Source organism: Streptomyces sp. NBC_00425, from assembly GCF_036030735.1.
Taxonomy (GTDB): Bacteria; Actinomycetota; Actinomycetes; order Streptomycetales; family Streptomycetaceae; genus Streptomyces.
In genome coordinates, this window is record NZ_CP107928.1 from 2,364,189 (window position 1) to 2,384,799 (window position 20,611).

A 20,611-nucleotide genomic window follows, 5' to 3' on the forward strand; every position below is an offset into this window, starting at 1 on the left:
CCGACCCTTTGCCCGCCACAGATGGCATGCCCGCGTCAGATCTGTCACGCTTCCGGCAACCGTCGCGCACCGCCCCGCGGCACACCCACGCCGTCGGGGACAGCCACCGAGCAGGCCGGAAACCCGGCCGTCGCAAAGGAGCAACGCGTGAGACCCACCCCCCGCAAGACGCTCGCCGCAGGCGCGCTCGCCCTCGCCGCCCTGGCCGCCGTCTCGCTCCCCGCCGCATCCCCGGCAGCCGCCGCGCCGGACCGGGCCGCGCCCGCGGGCGCCGGCGCCGCGTCGCGGGGCGCCGCGTCCGCACCGGGCGTGTCCACCCGCGCCGCGGCCGACGGCGCGGCCTCGGCGGCCGCCGTCTGCACACCGGCCCAGGCCGTCGTCAACGGCGGCTTCGAGAGCGGCGCGTCCTCGTGGACCCAGTCCTCGACCAGCGTGATCACCAGCCGTACCGGGCAGACCGCCCACGGCGGCGCCGCCTTCGCCTGGCTGGGCGGGGTCGGCAGCACGCACACCGACACCCTCACGCAGAGCGTCACGATCCCCTCCGGGTGCGCCTCCGCCACCCTTACGTTCTGGCTGCACATCGACACGACCGAGACGACCTCGTCGACGGCGTACGACAAGCTGACCGCCAAGATCGGCACGACGACCCTGGCCACGTACTCCAACCTCGACAAGAACACCGGCTACGTCCGGAAGTCGTTCGACGTGTCCGCGTTCGTGGGCCAGACCGTGAGTCTCGCCTTCACCGGCACCGAGGACTCCAGTCTCAAGTCGAACTTCGTCCTCGACGACATCGCGCTCGACACCTCCGGCGACACCGCGCCGCCCGCCGACTCCGCCCGCACCCCGGCGGCCCCGTCGTACACCGTCAGCCTCACCAGCGACACCGCCGGCACGGTGTGGACCGGACACGAGAGCGCGACCTTCACCAACGCCTCGGCGACCGCGCTCACCGAGGTGTACCTGCGGCTCTGGGACAACTACCACGGCACCTGCGCCGCGATGCCGATCACGGTCGGCAACGTCACCGGCGGCACCGCGGGCGCCCTCTCGGTCGGCTGCACGGCCCTTCAGATCACCCTCGCCACGCCCCTGACCCAGGGGCAGAGCGCCACGATCGGCTTCGACCTCGGCATCACGGTGCCCAGCGGCGCCGACCGGTTCGGCCATGACGGTGCCTTCAGCTTCATCGGCAACGCGCTGCCCGTGCTGGCGGTGAAGGACGGGGCGGGCTGGCATCTGGACCCGTACACGAACAACGGCGAGTCATTCTACTCCCTGGCCGCCGACTTCCGGGTGACCCTCGACCACCCGACCACCCTGCTCGTGCCCGCCACCGGCGCCTCCGTCGACACCGCGGGATCCAGCGGTCGCACCGTCACCACGGCGACCGCTTCCAAGGTGCGGGACTTCGCCTGGGCGGCCGGCCCGTTCAGCAAGATCTCCGGCACCTCTGCGGCCGGCACCCCGATCAACGTCTATTCGGTCTCCGGCATCAGCTCGGCCAACGCCCAGTCGATGCTCACCACCGCGAAGACCGCGGTGGACGCCCACTCGTCCCGCTTCGGCGCCTACCCCTACGGCGAGTTGGACGCCGTCATCGACAACAGCTTCTGGTTCGGCGGCATGGAGTACCCGGGCTTCGTCCTCGACCTGGTCAGCACCACGGCGCTGACCCATGAGATCGGCCACCAGTGGTGGTACGGGATCGTCGGCGACGACGAGTACAACAGCCCGTGGCTGGACGAGTCGTTCACCGACTACGCCACCGACCTGGCGCTGGGCAAGACCGGCAGCGGCTGCTGGAGCAGCGTGTCCTGGGCCTCGTCGGCGGAGAAGATCACCAACTCGATGGCCTACTGGGACGCCCACTCCTCGCGGTACTCCACCGTCGTCTACGGATACGGCAAGTGCGCGCTGCACGACCTGCGGCGGCTGATCGGCGACTCGGCGATGGCCACGTTGCTGAAGGACTACGCCGCTTCGCACTGGTACGGCGTCTCGACCACGGCCGAGTTCAAGGCGGCCGCTCAGGCCGCCACGACCACCGACCTCACGTCGTTCTGGACCACGCACCGGATCGACGGCTGAGACAGCGGCCGGACCGGCGGCCGGGCGGCGGCGGAGGCGGCGGACGCAGGCAGAAGCGGCGGCGGCCGACCTGGTCCGGCGTCGGTCGCCGCCCACGGACTCCACCCGGCCCGGTCCGGGCTCCGGCCGACCCGCACCTCGGCCGGAGTCCGGACCGGTGGGGGCGGGCGGCCGGGCGTCCGGCCGGGCGGTCAGGCGGTCGGTGAGGCCTGCGGTCAGGCGTCCGGCCGGGCAGGGCCGACGACCTCGGACCGGCAACAACCTGGACCGCAAGTCCGGTTGGCCGGACATCACCGCCTCGACGGCCTGCGGGAGGTCGTCGGCAGCTACCTCCCGGACGCCCGCCTCGACGCCGTCGTACCCAGGCCCCGGCGACGCTTGCCGCGGCCGGGGCCGGGGCCAGGGCAGGGGCAGGGGGCAGGGGCCAGGGCCAGGGCCGGGGCCAGGGCCAGGGCCGGGGCCAGGGCCAGGGCCGGGTTCATGCGGGCCACGTGCGCCCTGTCGAGGAGTCAGAGGCCGGGGTCCCCGATCTGAAGAACGTGCGCCGGCCGCGCCGCGTGGCGGGTGTCAGCCGACCTGGGCGGCGAAGGCGGCGTACGCCCGCTCGTCGAAGAGCACGAATCGCACCTCGGCCACGGTCGTGCGCGCCGCCCGCACCGTCTCCACGGCGATGCGGGCAGCGTCGTCCATCGGCCAGCCGTAGACGCCCGCGGAGACCGCCGGGAAGGCCACCGTGCGGGCGCCCAGCTCGTCCGCGACCCGCAGCGACTCCCGGTAGCAGGAGGCCAGCAGGTCCGAGCGGTCCTCGGTGGCGCTGTGGACGGGGCCCACGGTGTGGATCACCCAGCGCGCGTCCAGGTCGCCCGCGGTGGTGGCGACCGCTTGCCCGGTGGGCAGGCCTCTGCCGTAATGCGAGGCGCGCAGACGGCGGCAGTCGGCGAGGATCTCGGGGCCGCCACGGCGGTGGACCGCTCCGTCGACGCCGCCCCCGCCGAACAGCGAGGAGTTGGCGGCGTTGACGACTGCGTCCACGGACTGCCGGGTGATGTCGCCCTGGACGAGTGTGATCGTGGTCATGCCTGTGTGTATACCAACGCGCGCCGTCGCCCGCTCACCCGTTCTGCCGCAGCCTCCGCCAGACGGCCTTGGCCGCGTTGTGGCCCGACATGCCGTGCACGCCCGGGCCGGGCGGGGTGGCCGAGGAGCACAGGAAGACGGCCGGGTGCGGGGTGGCGTACGGGAACGCCGTCAGTTTGGGGCGCAGCAGGATCTGGAGCCCGGAGACGGCTCCGGCGGCGATGTCCCCGCCGACGTAGTTGGCGTTGCGGGCGGCGAGTTCGGCGGGTCCTGCGGTGGCCCGGGCCAGGACCCGGTCGCGGAATCCCGGTGCGAAGCGCTCCAGTTGGCGTTCCATGGCGTCGGTGAGGTCGCCGGTCCAGCCGTTGGGCACATGGCCGTACGCCCAGAACACGTGCTTGCCCTCCGGGGCGCGGGTCGGGTCGACGACGCCGGGCTGCACGGTGATCAGGAAGGGCCGGTCGGGCGCGCGGCCCTCCCGGGAGGGCGCTCGCAGCGCGGCGCCGATCTCCGCGCTGTCCGCGCCGATCTGCACGGTGCCCGCCCTCCGGGCTTCCTCCGCGGTCCAGGGGACGGGACCGTCGAGGGCGTAGTCGATCTTGAAGACGCCGGGACCGTACTTGTACCCCGCGTAGTAGTCGCCGAAGCCGGCGATGCGGCCGAGGGCGGTGGGCGAGGTGTCGAAGACGTACGCGCGCGCGGGCGGCAGGTCGTCGAGGCGCTTGACCTCGTAGTCCGTGTGGACGCTGCCGCCGAGATCCTCGAGGTACGCGGCAAGGGCGTCGGAGAGGGACTGGGAGCCGCCGCGGACCACCGGCCAGCCGCGGGCGTGTGCGGCGAGGGCGAAGACCAGGCCGATGGCACTGGTGGCGAATCCGCTGAGCGGGGCCATGACATGGGCGACGAGGCCGGCGAACAGGGTCTTGGCCCGCTCGTCGTGGAAGCGGCGGGTGAGCCAGCTGGACGGGGGCAGGCCGACCAGCCCGAAACGGGCCAGGGTGAGCGGGTCGCGCGGAAGGGCGGTCAGCGGCAGCGACATGAAGTCGCTGACCAGGGTGTCCCACTTGGGCAGGAAGGGTTCGACGAGGCGGCGGTAGGGGCCCGCGTCGCGCGGTCCGAAGGATGCGGCCGTCTCCGCCACCGACCGGGACAGCACGGCGGCGCCGCCGTCGAGGAAGGGATGGGCCATGGGCAGTTCGGGGTGCAGCCACTCCAGGCCGTAGCGTTCCAGGGGCAGGGCGCGGAAGGCGGGCGAGTTGATGCCGAGCGGGTGGGCGGCGGAGCACGGGTCGTGGCGGAAGCCCGGCAGGGTGAGTTCCTCGGTGCGGGCGCCCCCGCCCACGGTGTCCCGCGCCTCGAAGAGCGCCACGGAGAAGCCGCGCCTGGCCAGCTCCACCGCAGCGGTCAGCCCGTTGGGCCCCGCTCCCACCACGACCGCATCGAGCATCGACGGCACTTCGACCCCTTCGTCAGCCGGTGACCTCCGACATCGGTGGCCCCCGCAATCAGGATATGCCGGGGGTGGCGCGAGACCCGCGGCGCGGGGGCACGAAACCGGCCGGAACGCAGAGGCGCAGGCCACGCGCGCGGAGCGCCGGCGTGACGGGCGTCGGGCGACGGACGCGGCGGCGCCGGCGCCCCCGCCCGGGGTTCACCTCGACAACCGGGCCGGGTGCGGCCGACGGGACGCCCCACCGCCGCCCGAGCCGAGCCGAGCCCTCCGGGCCTGACTGTCCGAGCCGAGCCGGGCCTGGCTCGGACAGTCAGGCCCGGGCCGGGTTGTCCGTGCCGGGCCCGGCTGCCGGTGCCTGACTGGCCGCGGCCGGTACGCCCCCGGCTCGCCCCGGGCCCGCTCGCCGTCGGCTGCCCCGGGGCCGAACAACGCGGCCGGGGCCAGACGCAGGGCAGCACACCTCCAGCTGCTCGGGCCTCACGTCCCGGCCGACTCCGGCCGCTCGGGCCTCACGCCCCGGTCGGCGCAGGACCGCCCACAGCGCAGGCGCGCCACGCAGGCAGCACGCCTCCGGCCACGAAAACCCCGTCTCCGCCGGCGCGACGAGACGCCCGCAGCGCTCAGGAAAGACGGGGCCGGGCAGCACGCCGCCGGGCGCCCGGGTCCCGCGCCGCGTGCCGGGGCTGGACGCCCGCGGGATCAGGCGGTGCGGCGGTGCGGTTCCGCGCCGGACAGCTGACGCGGTTCGCCGGCCGCGAGCAGCGCCGCCACGCGACGGGCCGTGGCCGCGTCCCTGGCTGCCGTGAACGGCAGGGAGTTGCCGCCCCTGACACTGAACGGCTCGCCCGTGAGCGTGAGATGGGCGCCGCCCGCCTCCTCGACCAGGAGCAGCCCCGCCGCGTGGTCCCAGGCCGCTTCCCAGGAGAAGGCCGTGGCATCCAACTCGCCCCGGGCGATGGCGAGATACTCGAGGCCGGCCGAACCGCAGGGGCGCGGCGCGACACCGTCCGCCCACAGCCCCAGCAGGGCGCGCTTTTGCTCGTCGGTCGTGTAGTCGGGGTGCGAGGTGGCCACCGTCAGATCGCGGCCGGGCTCGGGCGGACCGGCGAAAAGCCGCTCACCGTCGAGGAAGGCGCCGCCGCCGCGGACCGCCGTGGCCAGCTGGCCACGGGCCGGAGCGTAGGTCCAGGAAGCGTGCAGGACACCGTGGCGGACGAGGGCGACCAGGGTGCAGAAGCCGTCGTCCCCGTGTACGAACTGCCGTGTGCCGTCGACGGGGTCGACGATCCAGACGGGGGTCCCGCCCTGTATCGCCTCGTACGTCGCCGGGTCGGCGTGCACCGCCTCCTCGCCGACGACGACCGAACCCGGCAGAAGGGCGCCCAGCGCCTTGGTGAGGTACAGCTCCGCGTTGCGGTCGGCGTCCGTCACCAGGTCGTGGGGGCCGTTCTTCTGGTCGACCTCGTGCGCGGCGAGCTGCCGGAAGCGCGGCATGATCTCGGCTGCGGCGGCCCGGCGGACCGCCTCCTCCACGTCGGCCGAGTGGCGGGCGAGAAACTCGTCGATGGTTTCCGTGTCTTCGATCATGCCTCCATGAGAGCACGCCCCACTGACAATCCCCGCCCGCCCGGTGCAGCACGGGTGGAATCGGGATGAAGAACGGGAGCCCGCACGTCCGGCGGCCGGGCGGGCACGGCGCCACAAACCCGGGCCAACCCGTCAGCGCTACGTCAGCGGTACGTCAGCGGTACGTCAGCGGCCCACGGCGTACCCCTGCATCCCGCGCGGGTTCGCGGCCGCCGACAGGATCCCGGTAGCTGGATCGCGGGCGACCGCGCAGAGCCGGCCCTCGGACCAGGCGTGGCCGACGGTCACCCGGTGACCGCGCCGCCGCAGCTCCTCCACCACCGCCGCCGGCATCCGGGACTCCACGGTGAGGCTGCCCGGCCGCATGCCGCGCGGGAAGAAGGAGCCGGGGAAGCCGTCGGTGTGCCAGTTGGGCGCGTCGATCGCGCCCTGCAGGTCGAGTCCGCCGCGCACCCGCGCGCGCAGGGCGACCCCCAGCAGGAAGTGCAGCTGCCACTGGTCCTGCTGGTCGCCGCCGGGCGTGCCGAACGCCATGACCGGGACCCCGTCGCGCAGCGCGAGCGACGGCGTGAGGGTGGTGCGCGGGCGGCGCCCCGGCGTGAGGGAGTTCGGCAGGCCCTCCTCCAGCCAGGTCATCTGCAGCCGCGTGCCGAGCGGGAAGCCCAACTCGGGCACGACGGGGTTGGACTGCAGCCAGCCGCCGCTGGGCGTCGCCGCGATCATGTTGCCCCAGCGGTCGACGACGTCGAGGTGGCAGGTGTCGCCGCGGACGGCCCCGTCCACGGCTACCTCCGGCTCGCCGGGCACGGGCGACGCCGGCCCCTTGGCGACGGTCGGCTCGCCGACGCCCAGGGGGCCTGGGGCGGGGTCGTCGGCGGCGATCACGTGCGCGTGCGCGCTCAGCCGCGGGGTGCGCCGGCCGGGGCTGCCGGGCCGCAGCCCGTACGACGCCTCGTAGCCGATCAGCCGTCGCCGCTCCGCGTTGTAGCCGGGCGCGAGCAACGCGTCCAGCGGGACCTCGGCCGCGTCGCCGTACCAGGCCTCGCGGTCGGCCATGGCGAGTTTGCAGCCCTCCACCACGAGATGGACGTAGGCGGCGGACCCGTACGCGGGCAGTTCGGGCGGGAGCAGCGCGAGCTGCTGCAGGAGGGCCGGACCCTGGCTCCAGGGGCCGGCCTTGCACACGGTCCAGCCGTTCCAGTCGTACGTCGACGGCGTCTCGTAGGACGCGGACCAGCCGGCCAGGTCGGCGGCGGTGAGCGTGCCGGCGTGGCGCTCGCCGCTGGTGTCCAGGGTGGGGCGGGCGGACTGCCGCACGAGCGCCTCGGCGACGAACCCGGACCGCCACACCTCCCGCGCGGCCTCGATCCGGGCCTCCCGGTCGCCCGCCGAGGCGGTCTCGGCGAGCAGCCGCCGCCACGTGGCCGCGAGCGCCGGGTTGCGCAGCAGCTCACCGGTGCGCGGCGGCCGCCCGCCGGGCAGATACACCTCCGCCGACGAGGTCCACTCCGTCTCGAACAGCTCCCGTACCGTCTCGACGGTCGCGCCGACGTTCTCCACGGGCGCGTGTCCGTGCTCGGCGTACCCGATCGCGTACTTCAGCACGTCGTCGAGGGACTTGGTGCCGTGGTCCCGCAGGAGGAGGAGCCAGGCGTCGACCGCGCCGGGGACCGCGGCGGCGAGGGGTCCCGTGCCGGGCACGAGATCCAGGCCGAGACCGCGGTAGTGCGCGACCGTCGCCCCGGCCGGCGCCACACCCTGCCCGCAGAGCACGCGCACCTCGCCGTCGGCCGGGGCGAGGAGGATCGGGACCTCGCCGGCGGGCCCGTTCAGGTGGGGCTCGACGACGTGCAGCACGAACGCCCCGGCCACGGCGGCGTCATAGGCGTTGCCGCCGTTCTCCAGCACGGCCATCGCCGACTGAGAGGCCAGCCAGTGCGTGGAGGAGACCATGCCGAAGGTGCCCTGGAGGGTGGGGCGGGTGGTGAACTGCATCTCTCACCTCGGTGTCCGGGTGCGTCGGTCGACTGCCCAACCTAAGGCGGGTCGTGGGGAGAATGCGGGGAGAACGAGTGCGAGGCCGGTTCCGCCGCGCGCAGCCGTTGTCCCCGACCTCGAGCCGGCGTCAGTCCGGGGCCGGCCGTGACGTCGAGCCGCGGACGACGAGGCTGGTGGGAACGATGCACGAGGAGGCCGCCTCCGGCGATCCGCGCACGTGGTCCAGCAGCAGACGCGCCGCCGCCTCGCCCGTCTCCCGCATCGGCTGGCGGACGGTGGTCAGTGCGGGACAGGTGTACGACGCCATCTCGACATCGTCGAAGCCCACCACGGCGACGTCCTGCGGAACCCACAGACCGGCTTCGTTCAGTGCGCCCAGCACGGCGGCCGCACTGTGGTCGTTGTGTGCGAAGACCGAGTCGAACTCCAGGCCGTCCGCGACGGCGAGCGCGATCGCGCTCCGGCAGCAGTCGAACCGGAAGTCGCCGCAGACGATGCGGCGTCGGTCGATCTCGATCCCGACTTCCGCGTTGACCTCGATGAATCCGTCCCGCCGTTCACGGGTGCAGCCGAACGACTGGAAACAACCCCGTTCCGGGGATGTCGTCAGCCGTCTTCGGGAGCGGGGAGTTCGCCGGAGCCGCGGGCGAGGTAGCGGGTGGGCAGCACGCGGTGACGGGCGGGTCCGCCCTCGCCCTCGAGCCGGTCGAACAGCAGGCTCGCGGCCTCCCGGCCGATGGCGGCGTGGTCCTGGGCGATCACCGAGATGCCGGGTTCGAGCAGGTCGGCGAGGGGCAGGTCGTCGAATCCGATCAGGGCCACGCGGCGCTGTAGCTGAAGCTCCTGCAGGGTCATGCGGGCCCCGACGGTCAGGAGGTTCTGGCCGGAGACGAGCGCGGTGGGCGCGTGGGCGAGGGCCAGAAGTGCGCGGGTGGCCGCGCGGGCGGCTTCCGCGCCGTGCAGGCCGCGCCTGACGAGGGAGGGGTGCAGGACGCATCCCGCTTCGGCGAGCCCCTCCACGAACCCGGCGTAACGCTCTTCGGCGGTCCAGATCGAGCGGAGATCCCCGAGGAAGGCGATGCGCCGGTGGCCTGCCTCGTGCAGTCTTTTCACCGCCGCCCGCACGCCCGCGCGGTTGTCCACGGTCACGGTGTCCACCTGCGGCGCCGTGGTGCGGCGGTCCACGCAGACGACGGGTGTGCCGGCGCGGCGGGCAGCGTCGAGGTCGGTGTCGTTCTGGCCGGTGGGCACCACGATGAGGCCGTCGACCCGGCGGGCGGTGAGCGTCTTCAGCAGGCCGCGTTCCCGGACCGGGTCCTCGTCGGTGGATCCGGCCAGGAGCAGCAGGCCGCGCTCGGCGGCGGCGTCCTCCACCGCACGGTGCAGCGCGGCGGAGAAGGGGTTGGCCGCGTCCTCCAGGACCAGGCCGAGGGTGCTGGTGCGGCGGTCGGCCCGGCGCAGGCTGCTGGCCGTCAGATCGTGGCGGTAGCCGAGCAGCTCGGCGGCGCGCGTCACCCGTTCCGCCAGGTCGGGGGTGACGGGCTTGCCGTTGATGACCCGTGAGACGGTGGCGATCCCCACCCCGGCCATGGTCGCGACGTCGCGCATGGTGGCGGGCCGCCGACCCGTGTCGTCCTGCTGGCTGGGCAACGTTCTCTCCCCGATCTCGGTGGCTGAGCGAAGGGCACCCGTACAGCCGTTCCGATCCTCGCACCCAGCAGTTTTCCTGCACAGGGTCTGGACTTCGGCGACAGGTTGCCCCTACGTTCAGCGAAACGTTTCCAGCGGTTGACTGGAGCCGCCGACGCCGCTGCCCGCACAGCCTGGCTCGCCCTGGCCTTGGACGAGGCCGAGGGCGAGCCGCCGCCCGCACCGACACGCGTGAAGCGCCGCCACCACCCGGCACGCGCGAAGCGTCACCCGCACCCGCACCCGCACCCGCACCCGCCAGATGTCTACGGCTGAGCCGTGCCCGCCTGCCTGCAAGGAGCGCCATGTCCAGAACCGTCCGTCCGCGCCGCAGACTCCTGGCCGCACTGGCCGTCCTGTCCGGGCTCGGCCTGGTCGCCGCCTCCCCCGCCACGGCCGTCCCGCTCTACCACGAGCAGTACCGCCCCCAGTTCCACTTCACCCCGGCCCAGAACTGGATGAACGACCCCAACGGCCTCGTCTACCACAAGGGCAAGTACCACCTGTTCTTCCAGTACAACCCGGCCGGCAACAGCTGGGGCAACATGTCCTGGGGCCACGCGGTCAGCACCGACCTCGTGCACTGGAAGCAGCTCCCGGTGGCCATCCCCCAGGACGACCAGGAGATGATCTTCTCCGGCAGCGTGGTGCTGGACAAGGACAACACCACCGGCTTCGGGACCAGGAAGAACCCTCCGCTCGTCGCCGTCTACACCAGCGCGCAGAAGGTCTCGGGCAAGCAGCAGCAGGCCCTTGCCTACAGCACCGACGGCGGCACCACCTGGACCAAGTACTACGACAACCCGGTGCTCGACATCGGCTCGGACAACTTCCGCGACCCCAAGGTCTTCTGGTACGCCCCCACGCGCCGCTGGCTGATGGCGGTCGCCCTCGCCGACCAGCACAAGATCTCCTTCTACAGCTCGGCCGACCTCAAGCACTGGACCCACCAGAGCGACTTCGGCCCGGCGGGCGCCACCGGCGGGGTGTGGGAGTGCCCGGACCTGTTCCCGCTCCAGGTCGACGGCGACCCGCAGAAGACGAAGTGGGTGCTGGCCGTCAACCTCAACCCCGGCGGCATCGCGGGCGGCTCCGGCGCCCAGTACTTCGTCGGCGACTTCGACGGCAAGAAGTTCACCTCCGACGACCCCGGCACCACGTACACCCCGCCGAGCGGCACCGTCACGCAGGACTTCGAGTCCGGCTCGTTCGGCGACTGGACGGCCACCGGGAGCGCGTTCGGCAGCGCGCCCGCGACCGGTGCGGTGGACGGCCAGTCACAGGTAACCGGCTTCGAGGGCAAGGCTTTCGCTGACAGCTTCCACGGCGGCGACGCCTCCACCGGCACGCTGACCTCGCCCCCCTTCACCGTGACCAGCAACCACATCAACTTCAAGGTCGGCGGCGGCAACCACCCGCACGACCCCGACGCCGTCCTGGGCGACGCGCCGACACCCACCGGTGAAACCCTCGCCGACTTCGAAGGCAGCACCTACACCAGCCCCATCGGCGACTGGACCACCACCGGCGACGCCTTCGGCACCGGCCCGGCCCAGGGCACCCTCCCCAACCAGCAGCAGGTCACCGGCTACCTCGGCAACGGACTCGTCAACACCTTCCTCAACGGCGACGCCTCCACCGGCACCCTCACCTCCCCGGCCTTCACCGTCGACAAGAAGTACCTGGACTTCCTCATCGGCGGCGGCGCCCACCCCGCGAGCTCCGACGCCCCCACCGCCGTCGAACTCATCGTGGACGGCAAGGTGGTGCGCTCCGCCACCGGATCCAACGGCGAAGCCCTGAACTGGGCCTCCTGGGACCTGTCCGACCTGCAGGGCAAGCAGGCCCGGATCAAGGTCGTGGACGACAACACCGGCGGCTGGGGCCACATCGACCTCGACCAGGTCGTCCTCTCCGACACCCAGGCGAAGCCCCCCTCCACCGAGACCGGCGTCAACCTGCTCGTCGACGGCAAGGTCGTCCAGAGCGTCACCGGCGCCGACTCCGAGAACCTCGACTGGGCCTCCTTCAACACCACCGCCTACAAAGGCAAGAAGGTCCAGCTCCAGATCGCCGACGCCAACTCCGGCGGCTGGGGACACATCCTCGCCGACCAGTTCACCGCCGCCGACAAGCCCGCCCTGAACTCCACCCAGCGCGCCCACTGGCTCGACTACGGCGCGGACTTCTACGCCGCCAACACGTGGACCGACGCACCCGGCGGCCGCCGCGTCATGATCGCCTGGATGAACAACTGGAACTACGGGCAGGCCATCCCCACCAGCCCGTGGCGCAGCGCCGACACCTTCCCCCGCCAGCTCTCCCTGCAGACCGTGAACGGCAAGGTCCAGCTGATCCAACAGCCGGTCCGCGAACTGACCGGTCTGCACGGCGCCGGCACCCGGGTGCCCAGCACACGCGTCGCGAACACCACCACCCGGCTCGCCGTGCACGGCAGCACCCAGGAACTCCAGGCCGACCTCACCGCCGGCACCGCCGACCGCTTCGGCCTGGACGTCCATGCCGGCGGCGGGCAACGCACCCGCATCGGCTACGACACCACCACCGGCGAGGTCTACATCGACCGCACCGCCTCCGGCGCGACCGACTTCGACCCCGCCTTCTCCGGCGTCCAGCACGCCCCCCTCGCCCTCGACGGCGGCCGGCTGAGCCTGCACATCCTTGTCGACGCATCCTCCGTAGAGGTCTACGCCCAGAACAGTCGTGGCGAACAGGTCACCCTCACCGACCAGGTCTTCCCCGACCCCTCCAGCACCGGCGTCGACGCCTTCGCCGAAGGCGGCACCGCCACCCTCGACCACATGCAGGCGTGGCAGCTGAAGTCCATCTGGCCGTGACACGCCCCGGGACCGTGCGCCGGACGCCCCCGGCGGCGTCCGGCGTGCACCCGCCCCCGCGCCGGGCCCGGCCGGACGCGCAGGCGGGGTCGGGCGGCACCGGTACGGGGGCCGCCCCCTATGCGCCGTGAAAGGCAGTGATGTCCCGGTAGATCCGGGCCCCTTCGTCATCGCGCGGCCACGGAGCGAGTTCACACTTCCGCCCCACAGGGAGTCGTGTGACACTGGCGTCTGCTGTCCGCACTGCGGACCCCGTCCACACCGTCCCCCACGAAAGTGCTCCGTGCGCTCTCTCCCACTGCCGCTCGCCCTCACCGCGCGTCTGACCCCGGTGGTCGTACTCGCCTGTGCCGGCTGGGCGATGTCGTCCGGCCCGTCCGACGAACCGCAGGACACGGCGAGCAAGGACACGCAGAAGACGCAGTCCGACAAGTCGTCCGGGCCGTCCTCCACCGCTGTCTCCAAGACGTACGCCGCCGCGCCCGCCCCCTGCACCGGTGTGACCGTGAAGACGGTCACCGCGCTCGTGCCGGGCGCCAAGACGGCGGGCAAGGAGATCCCCTCCACGGACACCGCGCTGCGCCGCACCTGCTCCTGGAACGCGCTCAAGGGCTACGACTACCGCTGGCTCGACATCTCCTTCGAGATCGCGGACTCCGACGAGGCGGCGCAGAGCTCGTACAAGGAGCGCACCAAGGAGAAGAGCGGCGGCGGGGCGGTGCCGGGACTCGGCGACGAGGGCTACTCGGTGGTGAACCTCACGACCGAGGACAAGCAGCAGACCCGCGAGGGCGTCGTCATCGCCCGGGTGGCCAACGCGCTGGTGATCGTCAACTACAACGGCAGCGACTTCGAGACGAAGAAGGCGCCCGCCACCGACGAGATCAACAAGGGCGCGATCAAGGCCGCGAAGGAAGCGGTGGCCGCCCTGCAGAGCGGCAGCAAGACCTGAGTTCTCCGCATTCCGGCCGGCGGACCGGCGCCCGCGGCACGCACGCGGGATGCGTACGTGCGTGCCGCGGGCGCCCGTCTCATACGGCGCTTTCCTCCCGTCGGCCGCGCGGCAGCATCAGGGCCAGGTACACCACGATCGAGGTGCCCAGGCCGACGGCCCAGCCGTAGTCCGCGAGAGGTTCCAGTGCCGGGATCGGACGGCCGTCGAACAGCGGCTTGAAGCTGGCGCCGCCGATCGCGAGGACACCGCCCGTCACGAACGCGGCCACGGCCCGCCAGTTCCAGCCGCCGTCGTACCAGTAGCGCCCGCCGGCCCGGTACAGGTCGGTCAGGTCGAGTCTGCCGCGGCGCAGGATCCAGTAGTCGGCGATGAGGATGCCGGCGACCGTGCCCAGCAGACCGCCGACCAGACCGAGCCAGGTGAAGATGTAACCCTGCGGGTCGGAGTACAGCTTCCAGGGGAAGATCAGCACGCCGAGCACGCAGGTGGCGAGGGCGCCGGTGCGGAAACTGACCTTCCGGGGCGCGACGTTGGAGAAGTCGAAGGCCGGCGACACCAGGTTGGCCGCGATGTTCACCGACAGGGTCGCCACCAGCACGGTCACCAGCGCGAAGAGCAGCCCGACGGCGTTGTCCGTCTTGGCGGCGAGCTGTACCGGGTCCCAGATCGTCTCGCCGTACACGGCCTGCGAGCCGGAGGTGACCATCACCGACAGCAGCGCGAACAGCGTCATGGTCGTGGGCAGACCGAGAGCCTGTCCCCAGGTCTGCGCCTTCTGCGACTTCCCGTACCGGGTGAAGTCGGGGATGTTCAGCGACAGCGTCGACCAGAAGCCGATCATGCCCATGAGGGACGGCCAGAAGAGCTTCCAGAAGTCGCCGCCCCAGCCGAGCTTGGAGGGCTGGTCCAGCAACGGGCCGAAACCGCCTGCTTTGTTGCTCATCCAGATCAGCATCACGAGCGCGCCGACGAGGACGAAGGGAGCCGCCCAGTTCTCGAAGCGGCGGATCGTCTCCATGCCCCGGTAGATGATCGCGACCTGGATCACCCAGAAGATCGCGAACGACAGCCACATGGTCCAGGCGTAGCCGCCGATCTTCCCGGCGTCGCTCCAGCCGCCGCCGATCAGCTTGCCGGCGAGGAAGTAGATCGCCTCACCGCCGATCCAGGTCTGGATGCCGAACCAGCCGCAGGCCACCAACGCCCGCACCACGGCGGGGAGGTTGGCGCCGCGGATACCGAAGGAGGCGCGGGCGAAGACCGGGAAGGGAATGCCGTACTTGGGTCCCGCGTGCCCGGTGAGCAGCATCGGCACCAGCACGATCACATTGGCCAGGGCGATGGTGAACACCGCCTGCTTCCAGTCCATGCCGACGGCGATCAGACCGGAGGCCAGCGTCCACGACGCCGTGTTGTGGGCCATGCCGACCCACAGCGCGGAGAAGTTGTACGTGGTCCAGGTGCGCTTCTCGACAGGGACCGGGAGCAGGTCCTCGTTGGCGTAGGGGCCGCTGGGCTGCGGCGAACCAGGAGCGATCTCCACCCGGCCGTCGGCGAGGGTGACTTGGGCGGTCGGCGGTATGGCCGTGGGAGCGGTGTCGGTCATGGGCAGGCCAATCAAACGAGGGGTGGATCCGGAAAGGCCGTGCGGGGTCTCCGGCCCCCTCCTCCCCGGACGGTGGAGGAGGGGAGAACTGGAGTGGGGGGATGGGGAGGGGAGCGGTGGGGAGCCGCGCGCGGGAGGGGAGGGGTCAGCCGTTGACCGCCGGGATCACCGTCGTGCCGTAGGCGTCGATGACCTTCTCCTGCGCGTCGTGCATGTCGTAGACGGCGAACTGGTCGACGCCGAGGTCGCGCAGGGCGTTCAGCTTCTCGATGTGCTTCTCGACCGGTCCGATGAGGCAGAACCGGTCGACGATCTCGTCGGGCACGAACGCGGTGTCGGGGTTGTCGCTGCGTCCGTGGTGCGAGTAGTCGTACCCCTGCCGGGCCTTGATGTAGTCGGTGAGCTCCTCGGGTACCTGGGAGGAGTGCTCGCCGTACTTCGACACCAGGTCGGCCACGTGGTTGCCGACCATGCCGCCGAACCACCGGCACTGCTCGCGGGCGTGGGCCAGGGCCTGCGGGGAGTCGTCGTCGGTGACGTACGCGGGGGCGGCGACGCAGATCCTGACCTCGCCCGGGTCGCGTCCGGCGGCGGCCGCCGCGTCCTTCACCGCCTTCACCATGTACTCGGTGAGGTACAGGTCGGCGAGCTGGAGGATGAAGCCGTCGGCCTCCTCGCCGGTCATCTTCAGCGCCTTCGGGCCGTACGCGGCCATCCAGACGGGCAGCCGGGCGTCGTCCTTGATCCAGGGGAACCTCACGACCGTCCCGCCGAGGTCCGCCTCCTGGCCCGAGCCGAGCGCGCGGATGACCTTCATGGCCTCGCTGATCCGGGCGAGGGTGTTGGGTGCGCGGCCGGCGACGCGCATCGCGGAGTCGCCGCGGCCGATGCCGCAGACGGTGCGGTTGCCGAACATGTCGTTGAGGGTGGCGAAGGTGGAGGCGGTGACCTCCCAGGTGCGGGTGCCGGGGTTGGTCACCATGGGGCCGACGGTCAGCCTGTCGGTGTTCGCGAGGATCTGACTGTAGATCACGAACGGTTCCTGCCAGAGCACGGCCGAGTCGAAGGTCCAGCCGTAGGTGAAGCCGTTCCGTTCGGCGCGCTGCATCAGGCTGACGACCTTGGAGGCCGGCGGGTCGGTCTGCAGGACGAGTCCGAAGTCCATGTGCGCTGCTCCTAGTTGAGGTACTGACAGGTGGAGCGCGGGGTGTAGACGCCGTGCCCGGCGTGTCCGGTGTACTCCCGCTCGGTGATGACGGGCTCGCCCCGCGACAGCACCGTCTCGACGCGGCCGGTGATCCGCTTGCCCTCGTAGGCCGAGTAGTCGACGTTCATGTGGTGGGTCTCGGCGGAGACGGTCTGCTCGGCCTGCGGGTCGTAGATCACGACGTCGGCGTCGGCGCCCGGGGCGATGGTGCCCTTCTTGGGGTACATGCCGAACATGCGGGCCGGGGTGGCGCAGGCGATCTCGATCCAGCGGCGGCGGCTGATGTGCCCGTCGACGACGGCCTGGTGGAGCAGGTCCATACGGTTCTCGACGCCCGGCAGGCCGTTGGGGATCTTCGAGAAGTCGCCCCGGCCGAGCTCCTTCTGGCCCTCGAAGCAGAAGGGGCAGTGGTCGGTGGAGACGACCTGGAGGTCGTTGGTCCGCAGCCCCTGCCACAGCTTGGCCTGGTGCTCTCTCGGCCGCAGCGGGGTGCTGCACACGTACTTCGAGCCCTCGAAGCCCGGTTCGGCGAGGTTGTCGGTCGACAGGAACAGGTACTGCGGACACGTCTCGCCGAAGACGTTCAGCCCCTCGTCGCGCGCCCTGGCCAGTTCCGCAACCGCTTCCATCGCCGATACGTGCACCACGTACAGCGGTGCCCCGGCGACCTGCGCGAGCTTGATCGCGCGATGGGTGGCCTCGGCCTCCAGGAGGGCCTTGCGCACCTCGCCGTGGTACCTCGGGTCCGTCTCGCCGCGCGCCAGCGCCTGTTCGACCAGGACGTCGATGGCGATGCCGTTCTCCGCGTGCATCATGATCAGTCCGCCGTTCTCGGCGGAGCGCTGCATGGCGCGCAGGATCTGGCCGTCGTCGCTGTAGAAGACGCCGGGATACGCCATGAACTGCTTGAAGGAGGTGACGCCCTCCTCCACCAGCCGGTCCATCTCCTTGAGCGTGTCCTGGTTCACGTCAGAGACGATCATGTGGAAGCCGTAGTCGATCGCGCAGTTGCCCTCGGCCTTCGCATGCCAGGCGTCGAGGCCTTCGCGCAGGCTGTGCCCGACGCTCTGCACCGCGAAGTCGACGATGGTCGTCGTGCCGCCCCAGGCGGCTGCCCGGGTGCCGGTCTCGAAGGTGTCGGAGGCCGAGGTGCCGCCGAACGGCAGCTCCATGTGGGTGTGGACGTCCACCCCGCCCGGGATCACGTACTTCCCGGTGGCGTCGATGACCCTCTCGGCGGTCCAGGCCTCGGCGGCCGGGGTGCCGGAGGCGGCGAGGGCGGCGATACGGCCGTCCTCGATCAGGACGTCGGCGTGGATCTCGTCGGACGCGGTGATGACGAGACCACCCCGGATGACGGTTCGGCTGCTCATGCTCCCTCTCCTGCCGTGTTCAACACTGTTGTCGTGTCCGAGGGTTGCCGCCGGTCCGGCCCCCGTGCTCCGGACCGGCGGCGGCCGCGGCCGACTACGGTGCGGTCAGCGGACCGTAGGCCTCCGGACGGCGGTCCCGGTAGAACTGCCAGCGGTCGCGGACCGCGCGCAGCTTCGCCATGTCGAGGTCGCGGACGACGAGTTCGGGCTCCTTGTCGCTGGCCACCTCCCCGACGAACTGGGCCTCCGGGTCCACGAAGTACGAGGTCCCGTAGAAGTCGTTGTCGCCGAGTTCCTCGACGCCGACCCGGTTGATCGCGCCGACGAAGTACTCGTTGGCGACGGCGGCCGCCGGCTGTTCCAGCTGCCACAGGTACGCGGACAGACCGCGGGAGGTCGCCGACGGGTTGAAGACGATCTCGGCGCCCTCGAGTCCCAGTGCGCGCCAGCCCTCGGGGAAGTGGCGGTCGTAGCAGATGTACACGCCGATCTTCCCGACGGCCGTCTCGAAGACCGGCCAGCCGACGTTCCCGGGGCGGAAGTAGAACTTCTCCCAGAAGCCCTTCACCTGCGGGATGTGGTGCTTGCGGTACTTGCCGAGGTAGGAACCGTCCGCGTCGATCACGGCGGCGGTGTTGTAGAGGACGCCGGGCTGCTCCTCCTCGTACATCGGCAGCACCAGGACGATGCCGTGCTCCCTGGCCAGCGCCTGGAAGCGCTGGACGATCGGGCCGTCCGGGATCTGCTCGGCGTACTCGTAGAACTGCGGGTCCTGGACCTGGCAGAAGTACGGTCCGTAGAACAGCTCCTGGAAACACAGGACCTGGGCGCCCTGCGCGGCCGCGTCGCGGACCGCCTGCTCGTGCACCTGGATCATCGATTCCTTGTCGCCGGTCCAGGCCGTCTGGAAGACGGCGGCACGGATCACTCTGCTCATCGGGACCTCCGGTCGCTCGGTGTACGAGGAGCCTAGGAAGCCGATCGGCCTGCTTTGAGTTGCACGGTGTCACGCCTGCGCACGTCCGGCGTGTCACCGTGTCACGTCTTCCCGGACCCATGTTTCACCACCGTTTTCCCAGGTCGTTCCATGTTTCTCAGCTGTTTCCCGTGCCCCGGCCGCGCGCGGTCAGCTCTGCTGCGCGTCGTGCGCGAGAAGCGCGATGTGCACCGAGGCGGCCTGTTCGAAGTCGTCGAGGTCCACGCCCAGCCGGCCCTCTATCGCCTCCAGGCGGCGGTACAGCGCGGGCCGGGAGACGTGGTGGAGCTGGGCGGTGCGGGACTTGTTGCGGCCGGTGGCCAGATACGTCCGCAGGACGGCGAGCAGGTCGTCGCCGGCCGCGCACAGCAGTCCGTCCAGCTCCCGCTCGGCGAACGACTGCACGTGCGGGTCGTCCCGCAGGAGCCGGATCAGCCCGCGCAGGTGGACGTCCTTGAGGCGGACGACGAGCGGCAGGTCGAGGACGGCGGCCGAGTCGGCCACGGCGTCCGCCACGTGCTGGGCCTCGCGCAGCCCGGCGGGCACCTCGTCCCAGACGGTCCGCGGGTCGGCCGCCGCGACGACCGTGCGGGCCTGGCCCGACTCGGTGCGCAGCCGGGTCGCGAAGTGGGCGGCGAGCGCCTCGGCGTCCTGGTCGCGGGCGAGGCTGAGCAGCACCGCCGTCGCCCCGTCCGCGAGTTCCGCGACCAGTCCCGCGAGCCCCAGCAACCGCAGTACCCGTTCGAGCCGGTCGAGGGCGACGTCCCGCACGACGAGCGGCACGAAGGTGCGCCGGTTGACCGGGAGGCCGGCCGCCCGGGCCCGGGGCAGCAGCTGGCGTGCCGGGACGACGCCGGAGATCAGATCCGTGAGCAGGCTCTGCGCGGACTGCTCCTCCCAGGTATGGGCGGAGGAGCCGCCGAGCATGCGGTGCAGCACGAGCGCCTCGGCGGCCCGGTCGGCGAGCAGCCGTCCGCCCGCGGTGTCGCCGCGGTGCCCGCAGAGCATGATCTGCCCCCAGCGTTCGCCGCGGCCGCCGAGTTCGGCGCGGATCCAGCCGTCTCCCTCGGTGCCGCCGGCCTGGCGGGCGATGCGTTCCCAGTCCCGCAGCACGTCGTCGACCGCCGACCGCTCCCCCGCCGTGGCCAGCACCCGGTGGGCGAGGTTGGTGACGACGACGGGACAGGCGGCGTGCTGGGCGATCTCGTCGAGCAGCAGCTGCAGCGGGGCTCCCGCCGTGATCAGCGCGGTGAGCGCGGTCCGCACGGCCTCCGAGAGGCTGACGGCGGCGAACTTGCGCCGCACCAGCCGGGACTGCACCTCCTCCGTCAACTCGGCGAAGGGGAAGGGGCGATGAAGCACGATCATCGGCAGCCCGCACCGTTCGGCGGCCCGCCGCATCGCGTCGGGCGTGGTCGGGAACGCCCGCCCGAGGCCCAGCACCACGGCCGCGGCCTCGGCGCGGTGCAGGGAGTGGACGTACTCGGTCTGCGCGCTCTCGTCGCCGGCGAGCAGCACCCCGGTGGTGAGGACCATTTCGCCGCCGGTCAGCATCACGCCGACGTCGGCGGCCTCGGCGACGTGCACCCAGCGCACCGGCCGGTCGAGCCGGCCGGCGCCCGCCACCACTTCGGGTTCTCCGGCCAGGACCCTTTCCAGGGCCAGGACCTGACGGACCGACAGGGCGGGCTCCAGCGGCTCCACGGGCCCCCAGGGCTCCAGGGCAATGGTCATGGCG

Annotated in this window: 14 protein-coding genes; 3 read left to right on the forward strand and 11 right to left on the reverse strand. The window is 72.0% G+C overall.

Annotated elements, in window-relative coordinates; translation table 11 throughout:
* The first annotated feature begins 147 nt into the window (after window positions 1-147).
* Window positions 148-2,094 (forward strand): M1 family aminopeptidase, encoded by a 1,947-nt coding sequence (locus tag OHS82_RS09880; protein ID WP_057582247.1) that lies wholly within the window; start codon window positions 148-150, stop codon window positions 2,092-2,094.
* A gap of 567 nt (window positions 2,095-2,661) precedes the next feature.
* Here OHS82_RS09880 and OHS82_RS09885 read toward each other — a convergent pair.
* From OHS82_RS09885 to OHS82_RS09910, 6 genes are all read right to left on the reverse strand, one after another.
* On the reverse strand, window positions 2,662-3,171 hold the full coding sequence (locus OHS82_RS09885; RefSeq protein ID WP_057582248.1) for an O-acetyl-ADP-ribose deacetylase: 510 nt from the start codon (window positions 3,169-3,171) through the stop codon (window positions 2,662-2,664).
* Window positions 3,172-3,205: 34 nt separating this feature from the next.
* Entirely contained in the window at window positions 3,206-4,618 is a 1,413-nt protein-coding gene (locus OHS82_RS09890) for a phytoene desaturase family protein (RefSeq protein WP_057582274.1), read from the reverse strand.
* A 705-nt stretch (window positions 4,619-5,323) separates the two neighbouring features.
* Complete coding sequence (locus tag OHS82_RS09895; RefSeq protein WP_057582249.1) at window positions 5,324-6,211, reverse strand: inositol monophosphatase family protein; 888 nt, start codon at window positions 6,209-6,211, stop codon at window positions 5,324-5,326.
* Between the two features lie 165 nt (window positions 6,212-6,376).
* Window positions 6,377-8,206, reverse strand: coding sequence for a gamma-glutamyltransferase family protein (locus OHS82_RS09900; RefSeq protein ID WP_328433707.1), 1,830 nt, complete (start codon window positions 8,204-8,206; stop codon window positions 6,377-6,379).
* A 130-nt stretch (window positions 8,207-8,336) separates the two neighbouring features.
* On the reverse strand, window positions 8,337-8,819 hold the full coding sequence (locus OHS82_RS09905) for a LacI family DNA-binding transcriptional regulator (protein ID WP_328436046.1): 483 nt from the start codon (window positions 8,817-8,819) through the stop codon (window positions 8,337-8,339).
* Entirely contained in the window at window positions 8,816-9,859 is a 1,044-nt protein-coding gene (locus OHS82_RS09910; RefSeq protein WP_328433708.1) for a LacI family DNA-binding transcriptional regulator, read from the reverse strand. Before OHS82_RS09910 ends, OHS82_RS09905 begins: the two co-directional genes overlap by 4 nt.
* A gap of 344 nt (window positions 9,860-10,203) precedes the next feature.
* Here OHS82_RS09910 and OHS82_RS09915 point away from each other — a divergent pair, with 344 nt between their 5' ends.
* Both OHS82_RS09915 and OHS82_RS09920 read left to right on the forward strand, forming a co-directional pair.
* Window positions 10,204-12,756: a GH32 C-terminal domain-containing protein gene (locus tag OHS82_RS09915; protein ID WP_328433709.1), complete on the forward strand. Its 2,553-nt coding sequence runs from the start codon at window positions 10,204-10,206 to the stop codon at window positions 12,754-12,756.
* A 283-nt stretch (window positions 12,757-13,039) separates the two neighbouring features.
* Entirely contained in the window at window positions 13,040-13,708 is a 669-nt protein-coding gene (locus tag OHS82_RS09920) for a hypothetical protein (RefSeq protein WP_057576180.1), read from the forward strand.
* A 79-nt stretch (window positions 13,709-13,787) separates the two neighbouring features.
* On the opposite strand, the gene OHS82_RS09925 is transcribed toward OHS82_RS09920, so the two are convergent.
* The 5 genes from OHS82_RS09925 to OHS82_RS09945 all read right to left on the reverse strand — a co-directional run bounded on the left by OHS82_RS09925 (window position 13,788) and on the right by OHS82_RS09945 (window position 20,607).
* Window positions 13,788-15,317: an NCS1 family nucleobase:cation symporter-1 gene (locus OHS82_RS09925; protein ID WP_057576179.1), complete on the reverse strand. Its 1,530-nt coding sequence runs from the start codon at window positions 15,315-15,317 to the stop codon at window positions 13,788-13,790.
* A gap of 145 nt (window positions 15,318-15,462) precedes the next feature.
* Window positions 15,463-16,482: a TIGR03842 family LLM class F420-dependent oxidoreductase gene (locus OHS82_RS09930; protein WP_057576178.1), complete on the reverse strand. Its 1,020-nt coding sequence runs from the start codon at window positions 16,480-16,482 to the stop codon at window positions 15,463-15,465.
* 11 nt (window positions 16,483-16,493) lie between these two features.
* A complete protein-coding gene (gene hydA, locus OHS82_RS09935; protein ID WP_057576177.1) occupies window positions 16,494-17,897 on the reverse strand; it encodes a dihydropyrimidinase in 1,404 nt (467 codons plus the stop codon).
* A gap of 94 nt (window positions 17,898-17,991) precedes the next feature.
* Window positions 17,992-18,834, reverse strand: a complete 843-nt coding sequence (locus OHS82_RS09940; RefSeq protein ID WP_328433710.1) for a nitrilase-related carbon-nitrogen hydrolase — start codon at window positions 18,832-18,834, stop codon at window positions 17,992-17,994.
* Window positions 18,835-19,023: 189 nt separating this feature from the next.
* Window positions 19,024-20,607, reverse strand: a complete 1,584-nt coding sequence (locus tag OHS82_RS09945; RefSeq protein ID WP_057576175.1) for a PucR family transcriptional regulator — start codon at window positions 20,605-20,607, stop codon at window positions 19,024-19,026.
* Between the last annotated feature and the right edge of the window lie 4 nt (window positions 20,608-20,611).